The organism is Natrinema sp. CRL1 (assembly GCF_059162405.1).
Genome location: NZ_JBLVOY010000009.1, coordinates 58,501 through 75,093, shown reverse-complemented (window position 1 = coordinate 75,093; position 16,593 = coordinate 58,501). Strand labels below are relative to the sequence as shown.

The following is a 16,593-nucleotide window of genomic DNA, read 5'->3' as shown; positions in this document are numbered from 1 at the left end:
TTTTTAGCTAACTGAACGACTTTGCTCGTGAAGCGGGAAATTTTCGACATGGACATCGACGGTTTCCCGCTTCATCTTTCTAGTTCTGACGGTTGAAGCCGACGCCGTACAGCGATTCACCAGAGCCAATTAGTCCGAAAGGAGAGTTCTATCTTGCTGGTGAACTCGATGTGAGTGAGCTCGAGTTAGACAGAGACTCATGACTCGGCTAAGTATTCCTGCTTCGAGATGAATCACTCACAGTTCTGAGTGACACGATAACGACGAGACTTTATAACACCGCATCTGACCACACGATAATCGAACCGTTCGGTCATGGCGGTCTTTCGCTCTCACCTATGTCAAATACAGACGATCCAGACATTGACCTCACTTGGCGCGAAAAACTACGTGCGTTGTATCGCGTTGCGAAGTTCCAGCCCCAGTTCGCCGGCGCAGTAATCCTCTTGAGCGTTTTCGCGGCAATTTTTGAGGGGTTTGGGATGAGTTTCATCATGCCTATTATAGATATTGCACAGAACGGTTCAGCCGCAGAGGAGGGCAGCAGCCTCCTCATGATCTTCCTCACAATTTACCAGACACTCAACGTCCCATTCACTCTAGGATATCTAGTTGCCGGAGTTGCTGTCGTGATGACATTGCGCTTTATCATGTCATTTTTTGTGGGGTGGTTTCGCGCAGCGATCGAGACGCGATACGTTCGATACTTGCAGGAATCAGCGTTCAATAACGCTCTCGAAGCTGAAATTGCATATTTTGATGAAGAGGGATCGGACGATATCTTAAATGCGATCGTAACGCAAGCTGAATACGCAGGACGAGTGATCAGAGTCTCCCTCCTAGCGATTGAACAGGGACTCTTAGCTGTCATGTACTTCACTCTCGCATTTATCCTATCTCCTGTTCTGACGATTTTCACTGGTGTATTTTTGGGAGCGATAACTTTCGTCTTTAGGAACGTTCTTGATACTGGATACTCTCTCGGTGACGAAGTCGCAGATGCAAAAGAAGAAATCCAGTCGAACGCACAGGCTGGCACACAGGGCGTTAGGGAAGTGAAAGTATTCGGGCTGATCGAGGAGCTTCGGTCCGGCTTCGAAACAGCGACTGATCAGTTCGAGCGGAATCGAATCAAACTGCTTCGGAACGAATCCGCAATCACGAACTTCTATCAACTTACGACTGCAGTGACTGTATTTGTCCTGATTTTCCTCGCATTGACCTTTTCGTCAATGTCCGTTGGCGAACTGGGGATCTTCCTCTTTGCGATGTTTCGACTTGGCCCGAAGGTTAGTAATCTGAACAAGCATATCTATCGTGTCGAAGGTGAACTTCCACATCTCGTGCGAACACAGGAGTTCATCAAGGAACTCGAGCGTAATCGGGAGCCGTCTGACGGCCTCCAGCCAGCTCCAGATTCAGTCAATAAGGTTGAGTTCAACGACGTTCGTTTCAGCTATGACTCGAGCGACGAGACAGTGCTTCGAGATGTTTCATTTGAATTTGATGGTGATGATTTCATCGCGTTTGTCGGCCCTTCAGGGGCTGGAAAGTCGACGATTGCTTCATTACTCGTTCGAATGTATGAGCCAAACGACGGTACAATTCGAGCGGATGGTACCCCAATTGATGATTTTAATATTGAAGATTGGCGTTCATTAGTTACAATCGTTAGACAAGATCCGCACGTCTTTAACGATACGCTTCGCCGAAATGTAACAGTTGGAAATCGTGATGCAACACAGAATGAGATCGAAAAAGTCTGTGAGATTGCACAGGTCACCGAGTTCCTTGATGAGTTGCCCAAAGGGTACGATACGGTGCTCGGTGATCAGGGCGTGAAATTATCTGGGGGGCAACGCCAGCGAGTTGCTATTGCTCGAGCACTGTTGAAAGATGCTGACCTGTTAATATTAGATGAGGCTACCAGTGACCTCGATGTATCTCTCGAAAAAGATGTTCACAAGGGGATTGAAGAAATGGAGCGAGACTATGCAATGGTAGTTATCGCACACCGTCTATCTACTGTTACAAATGCTGACCAGATCTATACCATGGAGAACGGAAAAATAGCCGAGTCAGGCTCTCACGAGGAATTAATTTCCAAAAGCGGGAAATACTCTCGTCTTTATTCTCTCCAATCAGAATAGTTCCATGATCGTTTTCTAGGCGTATCCAAGGTCCTTCAGACGGTCTTTAACACCTTCCGGGACGTCAACGTTCGCCGACTCAGTGGCAGATACTCGCTCTCTAATCTTTTCTCGGCGAGACTCAAGTTGGTTTTCCACTCCAGATGATTCACCATCTGTTGACTTGATACCCGACACAGTCTGATAGAAATAGGACGTATCTTTGATAAGGCCTGCCAGCGGCTCATCAAATTTTGCAATTTCATTCGGTGGAAATCCATCTTGTTCAAATGCTTCTATACGGGATTGGCGCAGCCCATGATACTCGGTAAATCGGATATCTTCTGAAGCATCACGTAAATCGTCACCTTTAGACTTCCCCTCAGTATCAGCGAGATTTAAGATAGTCTGGTGAATGTCAAGCAGTGACCTCGCTCCGTCGCTCGAATTCCAATCACTATCGCTTGATACACAGAGTGGAACGTGGACCAACTCTGGATAGAGTCCGTGATAGTGTGTGCGCGCCCCGTGTTCGCCGAAGAGTTCTCCGTGATCAGATACAGTAATAATGTAATCAAAATCACTCTCTAGTTCCCTGAATATTTGCTTATAGATATCAGAGAGATAACGCGCACAGTCATGGTATCTTTTCTGATGGGTGCTTAAGTCTACGTCACCGCCAAGGATAGTTTGTGATTTGACTGATTCTGTCGAAGTTGTCTTATATTCCTTAGGAGATCTGTACGGAGAGTGGACTTCCATGAGGTTCATAAAAAGGAACTCCTCATCCCCGAAATCTGTAGACTTAACTACATTTAGAGCCTCAGGCCCGCCGTCGTGATTGGCGGTTTTTTCCATCCAGCCGTATCGGAGCGAATCAATTGTATCGCAGTCAGATTGGATACACTGCCAGACCGCGCGGAGATTACGGAGTTTTCCGTTCGGCAACGCTTGCACTGCTTTACTCCAGTTAAAAACGTTGCCACGAGAGGCCCGAATTTGCCAACTTTCGTGAAACTCATCGAATCCGCGGTCAAAATCCCGTTCGGGAACGAGTAACGAATTTGCAGAAAATGCTCGTGTCGTATATCCAGCGGCCTGTAACTGTTCTGGAAGTACGGGGATGTCGCAGTCAAAACGTTCGTGCTTTGAGTGTACGCCGACTTCACTCGGGTATTGGCCAGTGAAAAGGCTTCCGTGAACGGGGACTGTGTAATGGCTTGGTGCATATGCGTGATTGTATCGTACTCCAGGGAGCCAGTCGAAATGCTCGTCAAAAGTGTCTTTTCGAAGTGTATCGAGAACAACGAGCGCAATATTGGTCATCTGATTACTTCTCCGTGAGTAGATATTGGACTAAAACCTTTCTATGAAGATCTACATTCTCTTCAAATGATATTTGGTTCAGATATCACTGATAAATAAATACTGTTTAATTATGATTTTCATTCATATATGTGGTTTTGTAGCAAGACCCAGAGATACCATGAAATATAGGGAAATAAATATTATCATAGAACTCATCAATCAGTATGGCAGTATTTTGCGACTTTTCTTGCCAATTTGGTCTAGACATTATTTTTATTACAAATAGATGTGATTATTGTGTATAGATTCTTAACTCAAACGGCACTGGTACATTCACGCGTCGAAATTCAATATATTGTTATTCCAACTGCCGAGAAGCAATTCTTCCTTGGAAAACCAGCACCTTAACCGTCAAGAATATTATAGTGTCCGTATGGACATCATCGTTGTTTCGCATCTTTATCCCAGTCCTGATGACAACGCAACAGGGCCATTCGTCCACCAGCAGGTTCGCGCACTCGCTGAACGCGGACACAACATTTGTGTGATTTCGCCACGACCGTGGGTACCGCCACTTCCTCGACTCCCAAGCAACTGGCAACAGCAAAAAGCAGTGCCCAAACACTACGAACGTGACGGAATTCCGGTTACGACTCCCCGTTATCTGTCCCTGCCTGGACTTCAAACACTCGCCCTGAGCTCAATCAGTGCACGACGGACCCTGAGGAAGTCTACATTTCCAGCGGAATTCGAGCCGGATATAGTGCATGCGCACGTCGCACTCCCCGATGGCTACGCTGCAGTTGCACTCGCGAATCGATTTGAGGTTCCACTTGTCACGTCTATCCACGGGGCGGATTTTTATAAGTCTGTTGACGCTCCTGGCTGTCAATCTCTCATCCAGACCGTCCTCGATTCATCCGAGGCTGTTACCGTCAATAGCACTTCCCTCCGCAATCTGGGTCACGAACACTTCCACTATGATCCCAAAGTCGTGCCAAACGGTGTTTCACTCGAGGAGATTGACGCAGCTCGTTCTATCGATGAAACTGTGACTGGCGCATTAGATGGTCACGTTCTCATCTCGGTTGGGCACCTGATTCAACGAAAGGGACACGAGACGGTCATTAAGGCACTTGCTGAACTTGATCGGGAAGATATTCACTACGTTATAATTGGAAGTGGACCAGAGCGTACTCAGCTTGAGCAACTTGCAGCAGATCTTGATGTATGTCCACAGGTGACGTTTTTAGGATATGTAGAGAATCATCAGGAGGTGTACGCGAATCTCTGGGATTCCGATGTGTTTGTGCTGCCGAGTTATGATGAAGCGTTTGGCGTGGTATATCTTGAGGCAATGGCGTCTGAACTCCCTGTCATTGCTCGTGCTGGCGAGGGACCTGAGGACTTCGTCATAGACGACGAGACGGGGTATTTCATCGACGAACACGCAGGCGGGATTGAATTAGCGAATCTGCTCTCAGAGATACTGGCTGAGCAGGAAACCGTGACTACGGTTGGTAACCGTGCACGAGACACCGTGGAAGATAGCTATACATGGGCATCAAATGCGGAGAAAATTGACCACATATACGCTGACACGATTGATATTAGTTGATACGACCGACCTTGAGGTTCTTTATATGAAGAAGCGTTAGGCTAGATATCAAATTACATTTTTAGATGTCGGAGACTTTTGCTGCTTCAGAATTCTGCGCCGGGATCTGTAGCGTTGCAAGAGAGAGACCGAGAATAATCCAGAAGGTTGCCATGAACAGAACGTTGCTGGGGCCCAGCCCAGCAACGGGCAATGTAATTACTGCAATCGTAGTCATAATTCGAATTGGATCACGTGACTCTGATTTGTGAAGCAATTGGACCAGCAAACCTCCATAGAAGGCAAGAAAGAGAACAAGTCCTAACACGCCAGTGTCTCCGAGAAGGGCAGCGAACCAACTATGCGGCGACCACACCTCTGAAGTCGGAACCGCAGACTGACTGATCATTTCTGCGGTACTGCCAAGCCCGTTTCCATATATTCCCCCGACTGTCACGGCGGCCTTTTGGAGCTGCCAACGGATCCAGAGTGACCCTCCTGAAGCGATTGGGTTTGAAACTGTCGCGAAGACAGCAGCTGCGAAGATTCCGACTATAGGCATCGTTACTTTTCCGAGGGGTGTTGGGATTTGTGCTCCAAAACGCCTGATGCGGCAGGATTCAACTAGACTAACAGCAGTAACCACACTGATGAGATAGGCAATAGTGCTCGTCCGTGCACCAAGATGAATGCTAAGTAACAACCCGGTTGTCCAAGCACCTGCTAACACCGCTCGAGTACGGTGATTCGTTGTTGAGTTGAGGGCCAAGACCAGTGCGGGAATAAGTCCGAAATGAAGGAAGAAAGACAGATCGTTCACATTCGTAAACCATGCTGTCGCATAATTGCTGTAAGGGAGACGATCTGGAAGGTTATGCAACTGGCTAAACGGTGCGTGCCAGCCCAGTAGAAATTCGATTATGACAATTATAAACGCAAAAAGGGCGAGCGCAGTAAGGGTTATCCACCCCCGATAAACCCAGCGACGGGTGTTGAGCGTATGGATAATGCCGAAGAGGAGGATAAAACGCATTAGGAAGATGAGCGGGCCGCTGATATCAATGCCAGTCGCGATCCCGTAGATGGTACTGAATACGGCGAGGCCGATGAATCCAAGGAATGGGAGAGTGATTCGAGGTAGTTGAATTTGGTTCTGGTTGTAACTATCAATTGAAATTAATAGAAGAATCCCATAAAACGGTATAAATAGGCGAAACGGACTCAGATTCCCGATAGAAGTCGAAATGCTGGGGAGAATCGGACCAAGAATCGCAAGCACAATAATGAGTATTGTCACCATCCGAAGCCAATTTGGAGAGTTCCCCAATCCCGTTTCAGAAGGGGAAGGTGTAGTCATACTACGGTCTTACAGGCTGTCTTGATAAAATCTCTTATTTAAAGCAGCCGCGTCAATGAATAAGATATTCCAATTCTCAATTCACGGCACTGTCTAGTTTAGCACCTCGGCTGGCGTCTGTCCGTTAAGTGATTGATGCGGTCGTTGTGTGTTATAGTAGTGTACAAACTAATCAAGCCACTCCCTGACGCTCGCCCGACTGCCCACCCACGAATTATGGAAGCGGTCAACCCGCATCTTGAACGTCTGAAACCACTTTTCGATCAGGTTTCGCTCGACGTAGTCGAGCTGACCGCTTAACCCTAATCGAGCAAGGGCAGTCAGATAACCGTAGCCATCGACAAGAAATATAGCTTCGGAGAGATCGTGTTTCTCGGTCAATCGATGCAGGAACGCAGCGGCTGGATCGGTGCCTCGCCGTCCAAACACTGTGACATCAAGAATTAGGCGTGAGTCTAGGTCTATTGTAGCGTATACCCAAGACCAGTTGCCGTTGATCTTGACAGCGGTTTCATCAATGGCGACCTGCGACGGCTGCGCCGTCGGCGGGTCTGGCACGCTGTCAGCCAGCCGATGTACCCAGTGCCAGATTGCTTGATGAGAGCGTTCTACGCCAATCAAGCGAAGAATTGCTTGTGTCTCACGGAGCGAACAACCGGTCGCGTGGAGACGGACGGCGAACACCCTAACGGGTGTCGCCGTCCGCTCACGCTCCCAACATTCATAAAATTCCGCCGCGTAGCACTCGCTGAGCAGGTCTGCGAGCATAGTTCCAACCAAACTCTACGACCTGCTCACTTCTCAAACTGCGCTAACTAGTGTTGCTTCCAGATCCAATCGATAAGTACAGGACTGCTCTCGTCTGCTGGTTTTGATGCATCTATTCACGGCTGAAGAACCACTAGACGGTGCCGATGAAACTGAGTGGTCAATCTCTAGTAAATATGTTCTGGATTAAACAGAAAGGTTAAGAAGTACTGCTTCTCAATGAATCTTATTAATGAATCGACGTACATTTTTGACTGTTGGAATTACTACTGTACTATCTGGTTGTCAAGCGCCCAGAACCAATAACCAAACCACGGAACCGCGATATGTGAGCGTCTCTGGCCAAGACGTATTGGCAACTAATTATGACCTCCAAACTGTTAATTATGAAAAACGCCCACAATGGTTCTCAAATCCTTACAAGGATATGTCGGATCCACCGGGAGTCGGTTCGATCAAAAACTTGTCAGTTAGGATCGCAGAAGACATTCGTGGTCACTCGGGTCACCATCCACTCCGGACAACTAGGACACTAGGAACGCTTGCCGACTGGTATTATCAATCTGGAGAGGACGAATATCTGGAGAAGGCAGCTTCCATTACGGACAGCCTCCTCTCAGAATATACGACGACCGCAAATGGTGGCTACTACTTTAATTATGGATTTGAGTTCCAGATTCAGTCCGATTATAATCGGAAGCCGCCATGGTTTTCCTGTATGTCACAAGGCGTTGGGTTATCTGCATTCCTTCGATTATATGAGTTGACAGACGACCAGCGATACCGTGATATTGCCGAAAAAACATACCAAAGCTTCCTCAACCTTCGGTCGGTAAGCCCTGACGCGTGGGTGGCATTCCGAGATGAGTCTAAATATCTTTGGCTCTCTGAGTATCCAGAACCAGGACTTCCGCTTCGGGTCCTGAACGGTGCAGTGATCGGCCTTTGGGGCCCATATGAATATTGGCTTGTGACTGGAGATAATAGCGCAAAAGAGTACGTACAAGCGAAGATAACAACGTTAGCAGAGCATGCCATGGAGTATCGGAATGAAGGTGAAACAAGTTATTACGCGATAACTGAGAAAAATTTGGCACCTGAGTACTATCATCGACTACATATCTTCCAGATGCGTCAACTCGCGAAACTTGCCGACGAACCCTATTTCAATGAGGTGGCAGACAAATTTCTCAAGGATCGTCCTGAGTTAGGATGGCGGGAGTGTAATGATCTTAGCTGCAATTAAGGAGATGAACCTGGCCACGATTGTGTTGATATGGTTGTTCGCTATATCGACGATGACGAAACCTCTACGCCCGGTCTTATTGTTCAGCGGTGCTACAAGGCGGAATTTGACGAATATTAGGCGCGTGTGGACGACGCCTGCTAGGGTGTTTACTGTCTGGTTTCACGCGACCCGTTGTTTGCTTCGAGAGATACAAGCAATTCTTCGCGTAACCGGCGTAGAACACTCTCATAAAGCAATCTGCAGGCTTCTAACCATAGCAGAATGGTAAGTAAGTATTAGGTAGTAATTCTATGGCCTTGACCGCTATCGGAATACAAATAATGAGTTAAGGATTTTGTTTATAATTACTGGGACTGATTAGAAGCAATGCAAAGGATATTGCGATACTTATACATACCCGATTTGTGAATATGGACGTATGTCTGCTCAGACAAATGTGGTCTTCCTTTCCTTAGATAGTGTTCGCGCAGATGCTTGCTCTTTCCTTACTAATTCCACACCAAAAACAACACCAACATTGGACGCACTAAATGACGTAGGTTCTCGGTTCTCTCAAGCTATTAGTCCATCAATTTGGACACAGCCTTCTCATGCATCCATATTCACCGGGCTGTATCCGCATGAACACAATCTTCGTGGAGGAGATGAAGTTCTTGGGAACCATCCTACGCTTGCAGAACTTCTCCGAGATAATGGGTGGAGGACAGCCGCATTTGGATATAATGGCTGGACACGAACGAAAGGCGTCAGTCGAGGTTTCGATTATCACCGTACTCCCCACCCGCGGGAAAATCATACGGGGATCAATCAGCGACTCTTTCGTGTAAAACGCCTTATTGATCGCCTGACATATAACCGTCAGACGCGTGATGAAATTACCATTCGGCAGATGATCAACACTATTCAAGACACTGACGAGCCATTTTTCGCGTTTGCGCACTTAAACGGGACTCATCACGTCTACCTTCCACGATCACCATATTATCAGCCATTTACAAGTCGGTCTCGGATGGAATTAGTCTGGAACCAGTACCAACAACGTAAACTTTTCAGTCACCGTCCTGAGGTGTATGCGGGTGAGTATTGGCCGAGTGAGCGGACGATTAAAGGAATGCGAGAACAGTACAAGGGCTGCATTCGGCAGGTTGATGACCTTATAGGTGATGTCGTTGACGCTCTCCAGAGGAATGATGAGTGGGAAGACACGATTCTTGTAGTGTTTGGCGACCACGGGGAATGTTTCGGGGAGGACGGCGTATTCGGACACCAATTCACTCTTGATGACGCAGCCTTCCGTGTACCGCTGTTTATCCGGGATCCCACAGGGACAATTTCAACAGGTGAGCATAGCGATCTCGTTCAATTAAATGACCTCTATCCAACGATATTGGATCTCTGTGGTGTAGAGGCCCCTGAGACAAATAGTATCCCGATTGATGAACAGCGAGACACTGCGTTTGTCAATTATATCGCACCAATACCTGCTGTCGAGAATAACCAACGGATAGAGGAGTCAAAACGGCCACATGAGAGAATGTATGCAGCGTGGAAGTCGCCAGATAAGAAACTCTGTTGGATCCCCGAAAAAGATGAGTATACCGGTCCGAAAGCGGAAAAGGAGGAATTGCGAAATTGCTTCGAGTCCCATCTTAACGCTCTAAACCCGGTACCTCCACAAGGTAAAGAAGAACTCTCTACAGAGGTAGAGAATAATTTGCGACAGATGGGATATATTTAAGACTCGCCGGGCCACGCCCCAACAGTAGTAAATACATATCACGTAGGTACTCCGTTTGAAGTTCTAAACCGGAGGACAGAGGCAGGACATTGACGTTTCTGCAGAACATCCTTGCCAATAGTGTTGATTGGATGATTGACGGGCTACATTTAACTACTGCACATACCCCAACTGATACCCGAATATTCGATAAAGAGGCCACGAGTCTAGCGAATGCTGGATTCGATATCGGGATTATGGCTCACGACGTTCCGGACAGGGATCGAAACGGAGTCCAATTTTACGATCTCGGGACACACTCAACACGCGTCGAACGCTGGCAAAGTCTCCCCGTAGTCGCTCGAGAAGCGAAGCGATTAGATGCGTCAGTCTACCATTTTCACGATCCCGAACTAATTCCGGTCGGGCTCTACCTTTCAGCGGCGACTGACAACGCCATCATTTACGACGTTCACGAGGACTTTGGACACAAAGTCGTCGGAAGAGAGTGGATTCCAGATCCCCTAAAACTACCGCTCTCGTACGGCATTCCACAGTTTGAACAGTTCGCAGCGACCCAGTTTGATGAGATTGTAACGGCCACAGAACGAATTGGAGGAATGTTTGCTGATGCGAACGAAAACGTTTCAGTAGTACATAATTTCCCACAGACAGAGGGACTCCCGATCGTCGAGGAATCCAAAAGCCGAACCGCAGAACACGTCCTCGGGTACGTTGGCGGTTTGAGTGAATTGCGCGGGATCCATCGAATGCTCGAAGTGCTCGATATTCTGTGTGATCGCGGCCTTGATGTCGAGTTGTGGGCACTCGGCTCGTGGAGCACGGACGCGGACAGATGTCGTGCCAAACGGTTTATTGCGGACAGGGGTCTCGAACGACGAACGCACTTCCCAGGATATCTGGACTACGAAGAGATGTTTCAGTATCTGTATGGTGCAGACCTCGGACTGGCGTTACTAGATACTGAACAATTCAAGACGGCAATACCGACGAAGCAGTTCGAGTATCTGTATTCCGGGTTGCCAGTCGTCGCTACTCCACTTGATGCAGTCGTACGATTCTTACCAGAGCGATACCGGTATATCGTTCCACAGGATGACGCATATTCCACGGCAGACGCGGTCGAGATTGCCCTCGAAACCGAGTACGATACGGCCGAGATGCAGTCACTTATTAAGGAAAAATATAGCTGGGAATCTGAAGCCAAATCGCTAATCGCGCTGTACGACGAGCTACTCTGACGCTGCAGCGAGCACGCCGGTGATCTTCTCCGCAGCTGTTCCGTCTCCGTATGGCTGTGCGTTCGACGACGACTGTGGCGGATTCGCCAGTGCCTCCTGAATCGCGTCGACGTCCGCCCCGACCAAGACGTTGCCTCCTGCTTCAACGGTCTCAGGCCACTCAGTCTCTTCGCGGAGAGTGACACAAGGAACCTCGAGGAAGAACGCCTCCTTTTGGATCCCGCCGGAGTCGGTGACGATGATTTCGGCAGCGGCTTGCAACGTGATGAAATCGAGATAGCCGACCGGCTTGATGAGTGTGAGTTCTTCCTCAGCAGTCTCCAAGAGATCGTACCGTTCGAGTCGGTCGAGCGTCCGCGGATGTGCCGGAAGGACGACGCGGCGAGGGTCGGCCACGAGGCTAGCGAGGATCGACTCAAGGCGATCACGATTATCAGTGTTACGGGGCCGATGAACCGTCGCGAGGATATAGGTCTCGTCTTCGAGATCGAGATCCTCGAGAATTGTCGACTGTGCTGTGGCCGTCTCGCGTGCCTGGAGCAGGGCATCGTACATCACGTCGCCGACATCGTGGACTTTCTCGGTGATGCCTTCCGATTTGAGGTGGTCCACCGCGCGGTCACTCGGCGGAAATAGAACGTCCGAAACGTGGTCGGTGAGAATGCGATTTACCTCCTCGGGCATCTCCCGATTAAAACTTCGGAGCCCTGCTTCGACGTGTGCCAGTTCGACATTCATCTTCGAAGTGACGATCGCTGCGGCGAGCGTCGAGTTCGTGTCACCATAGCAGAGCACGATGTCGGGATCGTGGTCGTCAATTAACGCCTCCAGTTCGATCATCATTTCGGCGGTCTGTCTGGCGTGACTCTCGGACCCGACACCGAGGTTGTAGTCCGGCTCCGGAATACCGAGTTCGTCGAAGAACACATCGGACAGTTCTTCGTCGTAGTGCTGTCCAGTGTGGACGAGTATCTCGTCGTGTTGTGGGCGAAGTTCGCGCGAAACTGCGAACGCCTTGATGAATTGCGGTCGAGCACCGACCACGGAGAGTACGTTCATGACCGTACTCGAAACTGAAAAAGCGTGTTCTTATGTCATTCGATGCCGCTGTGACCGTCACTTGTCGACCCAATCTCGGAGCATAGCTGATTGAACCGGAAGGTTCTCGAAGGTCGGACATCGTCTAATGGAACAGAAACAGAACAGAATATGGACGCAACAGCTACGGTCGGATACGAATATACAGAAGACTCACAGGAACCACGTATCGGGGACGATGCCACGATCAGGCCGGGAACGATTATCTATAACGATGTCGCGATCGGGGACGATTTCTCTACAGGCCATTACGCCCTCGTCCGTGAGTTGACCGATATCGGCGACGACGTGCTGGTCGGGTCGAACACTGTCATTGACGGAAGGTCAACAGTTGGGTCAAACGTCAGCCTCCAGACGGGCGTCTACGTCCCGTCAAACACGACGATCGGAGACCAGGTATTCGTCGGTCCCCACGCAGTGCTGACGAACGACCCGTACCCGATTCGGGAGCAGATCGAATTGGCAGGACCAACGATCGAAGATCACGTCTCAATCGGGGCGAACGCGACGATCATGCCGGATGTAACGGTCGGTGAGGGATCATTCGTCGCAGCCGGCGCAGTCGTTGTGAATGACGTGCCGCCGGAGACACTCGCTGTCGGGGTTCCTGCAGAGCACCGACCGTTACCGGATCCCCTTCAACGGAGGAACGACATTTGACGATTCCAATCGCGAATCCGGTGATAAGTGATGAGGCAAAGGATCGTGTCGCATCCGTTCTCGAGAGTGGAATGCTCGCGGACGGGCCGGAGGTCCGAGAGTTCGAGCGGGAGTTCGCGGACTACTGCGGCGTCGAACACGGCATTGGGACGGCAAACGGGACGACGGCCCTGCATGCTGCTCTTGAAGCGCTCGATATCGGTGAAGGCGACACCGTCTTGACGACGCCGTTTTCGTTCATCGCGACGGCAAACGCGATTCGGTTCACCGGTGCCGAACCAGTCTTCGCCGACATCGATCCGGAGACGTACAATCTCGACCCGGATTCAGTTCGTGAGGTGGCGACCGAGCAGGATATCGATGCGATCGTTCCGGTCCACCTCTACGGCCTTCCTGCCGAAATGGAACCGCTCTGTGACCTCGCTGCCGAGTTCGAGATTCCAGTAATCGAGGACGCGGCACAGGCACACGGTGCGACGTATAACGGTGATCGCGTCGGATCGATCGGAGACGTTGCCTGCTTTTCCTTCTATCCGACGAAGAATATGACGACGGGCGAAGGTGGGATGATCGTAACTGATCGCGATGAGGTCGCCTCGTCAGTTCGTCAGTTCATCAACCACGGTCGAGCGGAAACGTACGATCACGCGACTGTCGGGCACAACTTCCGAATGACAAGTGTCGCAGCCGCAATCGGGCGAGTCCAACTCGAACGCCTCCCTGAGTTTATCGAGACGCGCCGATCGAACGCCGAAAGACTGACCGACGGACTCGAATCGACATCGCTAACGACGCCACTCGAGCCCGACCATACGAAACACGTCTATCACCAATATACGATCCGAAGTGATAGTCGGGACGAACTCAAAACCTATCTGTCGGAACGCGACATTGGAACCGGGATCTACTATCCGACGTGTATTCATGCCCAGCCGGCCTATGACGACCTTGAGGCGGTAATGCCGAACGCGGAAACTGCCGCAGAGAGTGTCCTCTCGTTGCCGGTTCATCCAACCGTATCGACGGCCGATATTGACTACATAATCGACGTGATCACAGAATATGACTCGTAAGCAAATGGATGTCGGTGTTATCGGTGTCGGCTCGATGGGTCAACACCACGCACGGGTATACAGTGAAATACCGGATGTCAATCTCATTGGCATCTCTGACATTGACGAAGAACAGGCACGTACAGTCGCACGAAAGCATGGCACTGCAGTGATGAACCGCGATGAATTGCTGGCTGTCGCCGATGCCGTTTCAGTCGTCGTTCCGACCCAGTACCACTACGAGACGGTGACAACATGTCTCGATGCGGGCGTTGCGGTGTTTGTCGAAAAACCCGTACTGGGAAGCCTCGATCGCGCCGACGAACTCCTCTCACGCGTCGACACGGCGGACGTTCCCGTTCAAGTGGGTCATATAGAGCGGTTTAACCCTGCCATCTCTGCACTCGAAGACATCATCGAAGACCTATCAGTTGTCAGTATTCGGGCTCAGCGTCTCGGTCCGTCCCCGGACCGAGCCATCGAAGACAGTGCCGTATTGGATCTGATGATTCACGATATCGACATCGCGCTGTCGTTGTTCAAAGACAGTCCCGTTTCGATCGCAGCGGCCGGTGTCGACGGGAACCGACACGCCACGGCACTTCTCGAGTTCGAAGGGGACCAGATGGCGTCGCTCACCGCAAGCCGAAAGACGCAACGAAAAGTTCGAACCCTCGAAATTACGGCGGAAGAGTGTTTCATTGAACTCGACTATCTTGACCAGTCGATCGAGATACACCGGAATTCGGTGCCGGAATACATCGAAGAGAACGGCGACGTTCGATTCAAACATGAAAGCATCGTCGAGCGACCGACGATACAGACCGGGGAACCGTTACGGAAAGAACTCGAGTCATTTGTCCAGGCAGCAGGGACCAACTCGACACCGGACGTGACTGTCCAAGAGGGACTCGATGCGCTTACCGTGGCGCTGGAAATCGAACGAACGTCCGAAGGTGAAGTGACAGAGAGCGTCACTGATGACTGAAAGCGATACATCATACATTGGCGTTGACGCACTATACGGAGCAACCGAGAGTAAGAAGATTCAGCGAGAAGCGTTTTCGAACGGCGATATCCCGGTTGCCGTATACGGGTTAGGGAAGATGGGACTTCCCTTGGCGTCCGTATTCGCGGAAACGAGTGGGAACGTCGTCGGAGCGGATATCGATCCTGAGGTAGTGGAAGCGCTCCAAGGCGGAAACTGCCACATCAAGCGGGAACCAGGACTCGAAGAGCTCGTCAAGCAACTCGTTTCGACACGGAAACTTCAAGCGACAACCGAACCCCGCGACGCAGCTCAGGAGGCATCCGTCCACGTCGTTATCGTTCCAACGCCGATTACCGACGAGCAGGAGCCAGATTTGGCCATTCTGGATACCGTTATTTCGGACATCGCATCGGGGCTGGAAGAAGGAGACCTCGTACTGGTGGAGTGTACAGTACCTCCGAGAACAACCGAAAAACGCGTCTTCGAGCGGCTCAAATCGGAATCTAACCTTTCAAAGGGTGAGTTCGGAGTTGCTTTCTGTCCCGAACGTACGTCGTCCGGTCGTGCGTTGGAGGATATCAGAGGTGCATATCCAAAAGTCGTCGGTGGCGTTGATGCTGAAAGCACGCGGGCGGCATCTGTCGTCTACGAAGAAATCAATTCTGAAGGAGTACTGACGGTCTCAGATTCCACGACTGCCGAGGCGGTGAAAGTCTTCGAAGGCCTGTATCGGGATGTCAATATCGCCCTGGCAAACGAACTCGGTCGATTCACCGACGAACTAGGAATCGATGTCCGCGAGGCGATAGACATCGCGAATACGCAGCCGTTCTGTGATATTCACGATCCGGGACCGGGGGTCGGGGGTCATTGTATCCCGTATTACCCGTATTTCTTGATCAAGCCGTTCGAAACGCCGTCTCCGCTTCTTTCCACGGCCCGGAATGTAAACGACTCGATGCCGGAGTTTACTGTCTCGAAGGTGTGCGAAGGGTTAGAAAAGGAAAATATTCCGGTCGAAGAGGCGACGATAGTAATTCTCGGTTTGACATACCGGCCAGGTGTCGAAGAAATCCGTGCTTCCCCGTCGATTCCGATTTCACAAGGGCTGTCCGAGTTCGGTGCAGACGTTTACGGCGTTGACCCGCTACTCGAAACGTTCGAAGCGTTCGATGCAGAGCCGATCGCACTCGAAGAGATGTATGATTTGGGCGCAGATGCGGTAGTGCTCGTTACGCCACATGAGGAATTCGAATCGATTCGATGGAACGAGTTAGATCGGCGCGAGGATGGCCCCTCAGTTGTAGTCGACGGACGAGCGACACTCGACGATTTGCAATTAGATATGTGGTACTACACGATCGGAACCGGACTGAAGTAGACAATATTCGAGTGATCTGAGAGG

General features: G+C 50.3%; 12 protein-coding genes and 1 pseudogene. 9 read left to right on the top strand and 4 right to left on the bottom strand.

Annotated features, from left to right (window positions below):
* The first annotated feature begins 338 nt into the window (after positions 1-338).
* On the top strand, positions 339-2,150 hold the full coding sequence (locus ACJYUO_RS20795) for an ABC transporter ATP-binding protein (protein WP_494347230.1): 1,812 nt from the start codon (positions 339-341) through the stop codon (positions 2,148-2,150).
* Positions 2,151-2,165: 15 nt separating this feature from the next.
* Here ACJYUO_RS20795 and ACJYUO_RS20790 read toward each other — a convergent pair whose 3' ends face one another.
* The gene (locus tag ACJYUO_RS20790) at positions 2,166-3,455 is read right to left on the bottom strand and encodes a sulfatase-like hydrolase/transferase (protein ID WP_494347229.1); all 1,290 of its coding nucleotides are present in this window, start codon (positions 3,453-3,455) and stop codon (positions 2,166-2,168) included.
* 415 nt (positions 3,456-3,870) lie between these two features.
* Here ACJYUO_RS20790 and ACJYUO_RS20785 point away from each other — a divergent pair, with 415 nt between their 5' ends.
* A complete protein-coding gene (locus ACJYUO_RS20785; protein ID WP_494347228.1) occupies positions 3,871-5,055 on the top strand; it encodes a glycosyltransferase in 1,185 nt (394 codons plus the stop codon).
* Positions 5,056-5,116: 61 nt separating this feature from the next.
* On the opposite strand, the gene ACJYUO_RS20780 is transcribed toward ACJYUO_RS20785, so the two are convergent.
* Positions 5,117-6,391 (bottom strand): O-antigen ligase family protein, encoded by a 1,275-nt coding sequence (locus tag ACJYUO_RS20780; RefSeq protein ID WP_494347227.1) that lies wholly within the window; start codon positions 6,389-6,391, stop codon positions 5,117-5,119.
* Positions 6,392-6,484: 93 nt separating this feature from the next.
* Positions 6,485-7,159 (bottom strand): annotated as a pseudogene (locus ACJYUO_RS20775) (IS6 family transposase).
* Positions 7,160-7,487: 328 nt separating this feature from the next.
* Between ACJYUO_RS20775 and ACJYUO_RS20770 the strand changes: the two are divergent.
* The 3 genes from ACJYUO_RS20770 to ACJYUO_RS20760 all read left to right on the top strand — a co-directional run bounded on the left by ACJYUO_RS20770 (position 7,488) and on the right by ACJYUO_RS20760 (position 11,387).
* Positions 7,488-8,405, top strand: a complete 918-nt coding sequence (locus ACJYUO_RS20770; RefSeq protein ID WP_494347226.1) for a D-glucuronyl C5-epimerase family protein — start codon at positions 7,488-7,490, stop codon at positions 8,403-8,405.
* Positions 8,406-8,826: 421 nt separating this feature from the next.
* Positions 8,827-10,146: a sulfatase gene (locus tag ACJYUO_RS20765; protein WP_494347225.1), complete on the top strand. Its 1,320-nt coding sequence runs from the start codon at positions 8,827-8,829 to the stop codon at positions 10,144-10,146.
* Between the two features lie 131 nt (positions 10,147-10,277).
* The gene (locus ACJYUO_RS20760; RefSeq protein WP_494347224.1) at positions 10,278-11,387 is read left to right on the top strand and encodes a glycosyltransferase family 4 protein; all 1,110 of its coding nucleotides are present in this window, start codon (positions 10,278-10,280) and stop codon (positions 11,385-11,387) included.
* On the opposite strand, the gene wecB is transcribed toward ACJYUO_RS20760, so the two are convergent.
* Complete coding sequence (wecB, locus tag ACJYUO_RS20755) at positions 11,379-12,446, bottom strand: non-hydrolyzing UDP-N-acetylglucosamine 2-epimerase (protein WP_494347223.1); 1,068 nt, start codon at positions 12,444-12,446, stop codon at positions 11,379-11,381. The two genes, ACJYUO_RS20760 and wecB, sit on opposite strands and share 9 nt — an antisense overlap.
* A gap of 150 nt (positions 12,447-12,596) precedes the next feature.
* On the opposite strand from wecB, the gene ACJYUO_RS20750 reads away from it, so the two are divergent.
* From ACJYUO_RS20750 to ACJYUO_RS20735, 4 genes are read left to right on the top strand one after another with little or no spacing between them, the layout of a single operon-like run.
* Positions 12,597-13,145 (top strand): acyltransferase, encoded by a 549-nt coding sequence (locus ACJYUO_RS20750; protein ID WP_494347222.1) that lies wholly within the window; start codon positions 12,597-12,599, stop codon positions 13,143-13,145.
* Between the two features lie 23 nt (positions 13,146-13,168).
* Positions 13,169-14,218, top strand: a complete 1,050-nt coding sequence (locus tag ACJYUO_RS20745; RefSeq protein ID WP_494347236.1) for a DegT/DnrJ/EryC1/StrS family aminotransferase — start codon at positions 13,169-13,171, stop codon at positions 14,216-14,218.
* Between the two features lie 4 nt (positions 14,219-14,222).
* On the top strand, positions 14,223-15,185 hold the full coding sequence (locus ACJYUO_RS20740; protein ID WP_494347235.1) for a Gfo/Idh/MocA family oxidoreductase: 963 nt from the start codon (positions 14,223-14,225) through the stop codon (positions 15,183-15,185).
* Complete coding sequence (locus tag ACJYUO_RS20735; RefSeq protein WP_494347221.1) at positions 15,178-16,569, top strand: nucleotide sugar dehydrogenase; 1,392 nt, start codon at positions 15,178-15,180, stop codon at positions 16,567-16,569. The genes ACJYUO_RS20740 and ACJYUO_RS20735 overlap by 8 nt, the downstream gene beginning before the upstream one ends.
* The last annotated feature ends 24 nt before the right edge of the window (positions 16,570-16,593 follow it).

Bases quoted from the DNA above. Each gene is read 5' to 3' on its own strand.
- ACJYUO_RS20795 (WP_494347230.1), top strand. From the start codon at position 339: ATGTCAAATACAGACGATCCAGACATTGACCTCACTTGGCGCGAAAAA.
- ACJYUO_RS20740 (WP_494347235.1), top strand. From the start codon at position 14,223: ATGGATGTCGGTGTTATCGGTGTCGGCTCGATGGGTCAACACCACGCA.
- ACJYUO_RS20765 (WP_494347225.1), top strand. From the start codon at position 8,827: ATGTCTGCTCAGACAAATGTGGTCTTCCTTTCCTTAGATAGTGTTCGC.
- ACJYUO_RS20760 (WP_494347224.1), top strand. From the start codon at position 10,278: ATGATTGACGGGCTACATTTAACTACTGCACATACCCCAACTGATACC.
- wecB (WP_494347223.1), bottom strand. From the start codon at position 12,446: ATGAACGTACTCTCCGTGGTCGGTGCTCGACCGCAATTCATCAAGGCG.
- ACJYUO_RS20785 (WP_494347228.1), top strand. From the start codon at position 3,871: ATGGACATCATCGTTGTTTCGCATCTTTATCCCAGTCCTGATGACAAC.
- ACJYUO_RS20750 (WP_494347222.1), top strand. From the start codon at position 12,597: ATGGACGCAACAGCTACGGTCGGATACGAATATACAGAAGACTCACAG.
- ACJYUO_RS20780 (WP_494347227.1), bottom strand. From the start codon at position 6,391: ATGACTACACCTTCCCCTTCTGAAACGGGATTGGGGAACTCTCCAAAT.
- ACJYUO_RS20790 (WP_494347229.1), bottom strand. From the start codon at position 3,455: ATGACCAATATTGCGCTCGTTGTTCTCGATACACTTCGAAAAGACACT.
- ACJYUO_RS20735 (WP_494347221.1), top strand. From the start codon at position 15,178: ATGACTGAAAGCGATACATCATACATTGGCGTTGACGCACTATACGGA.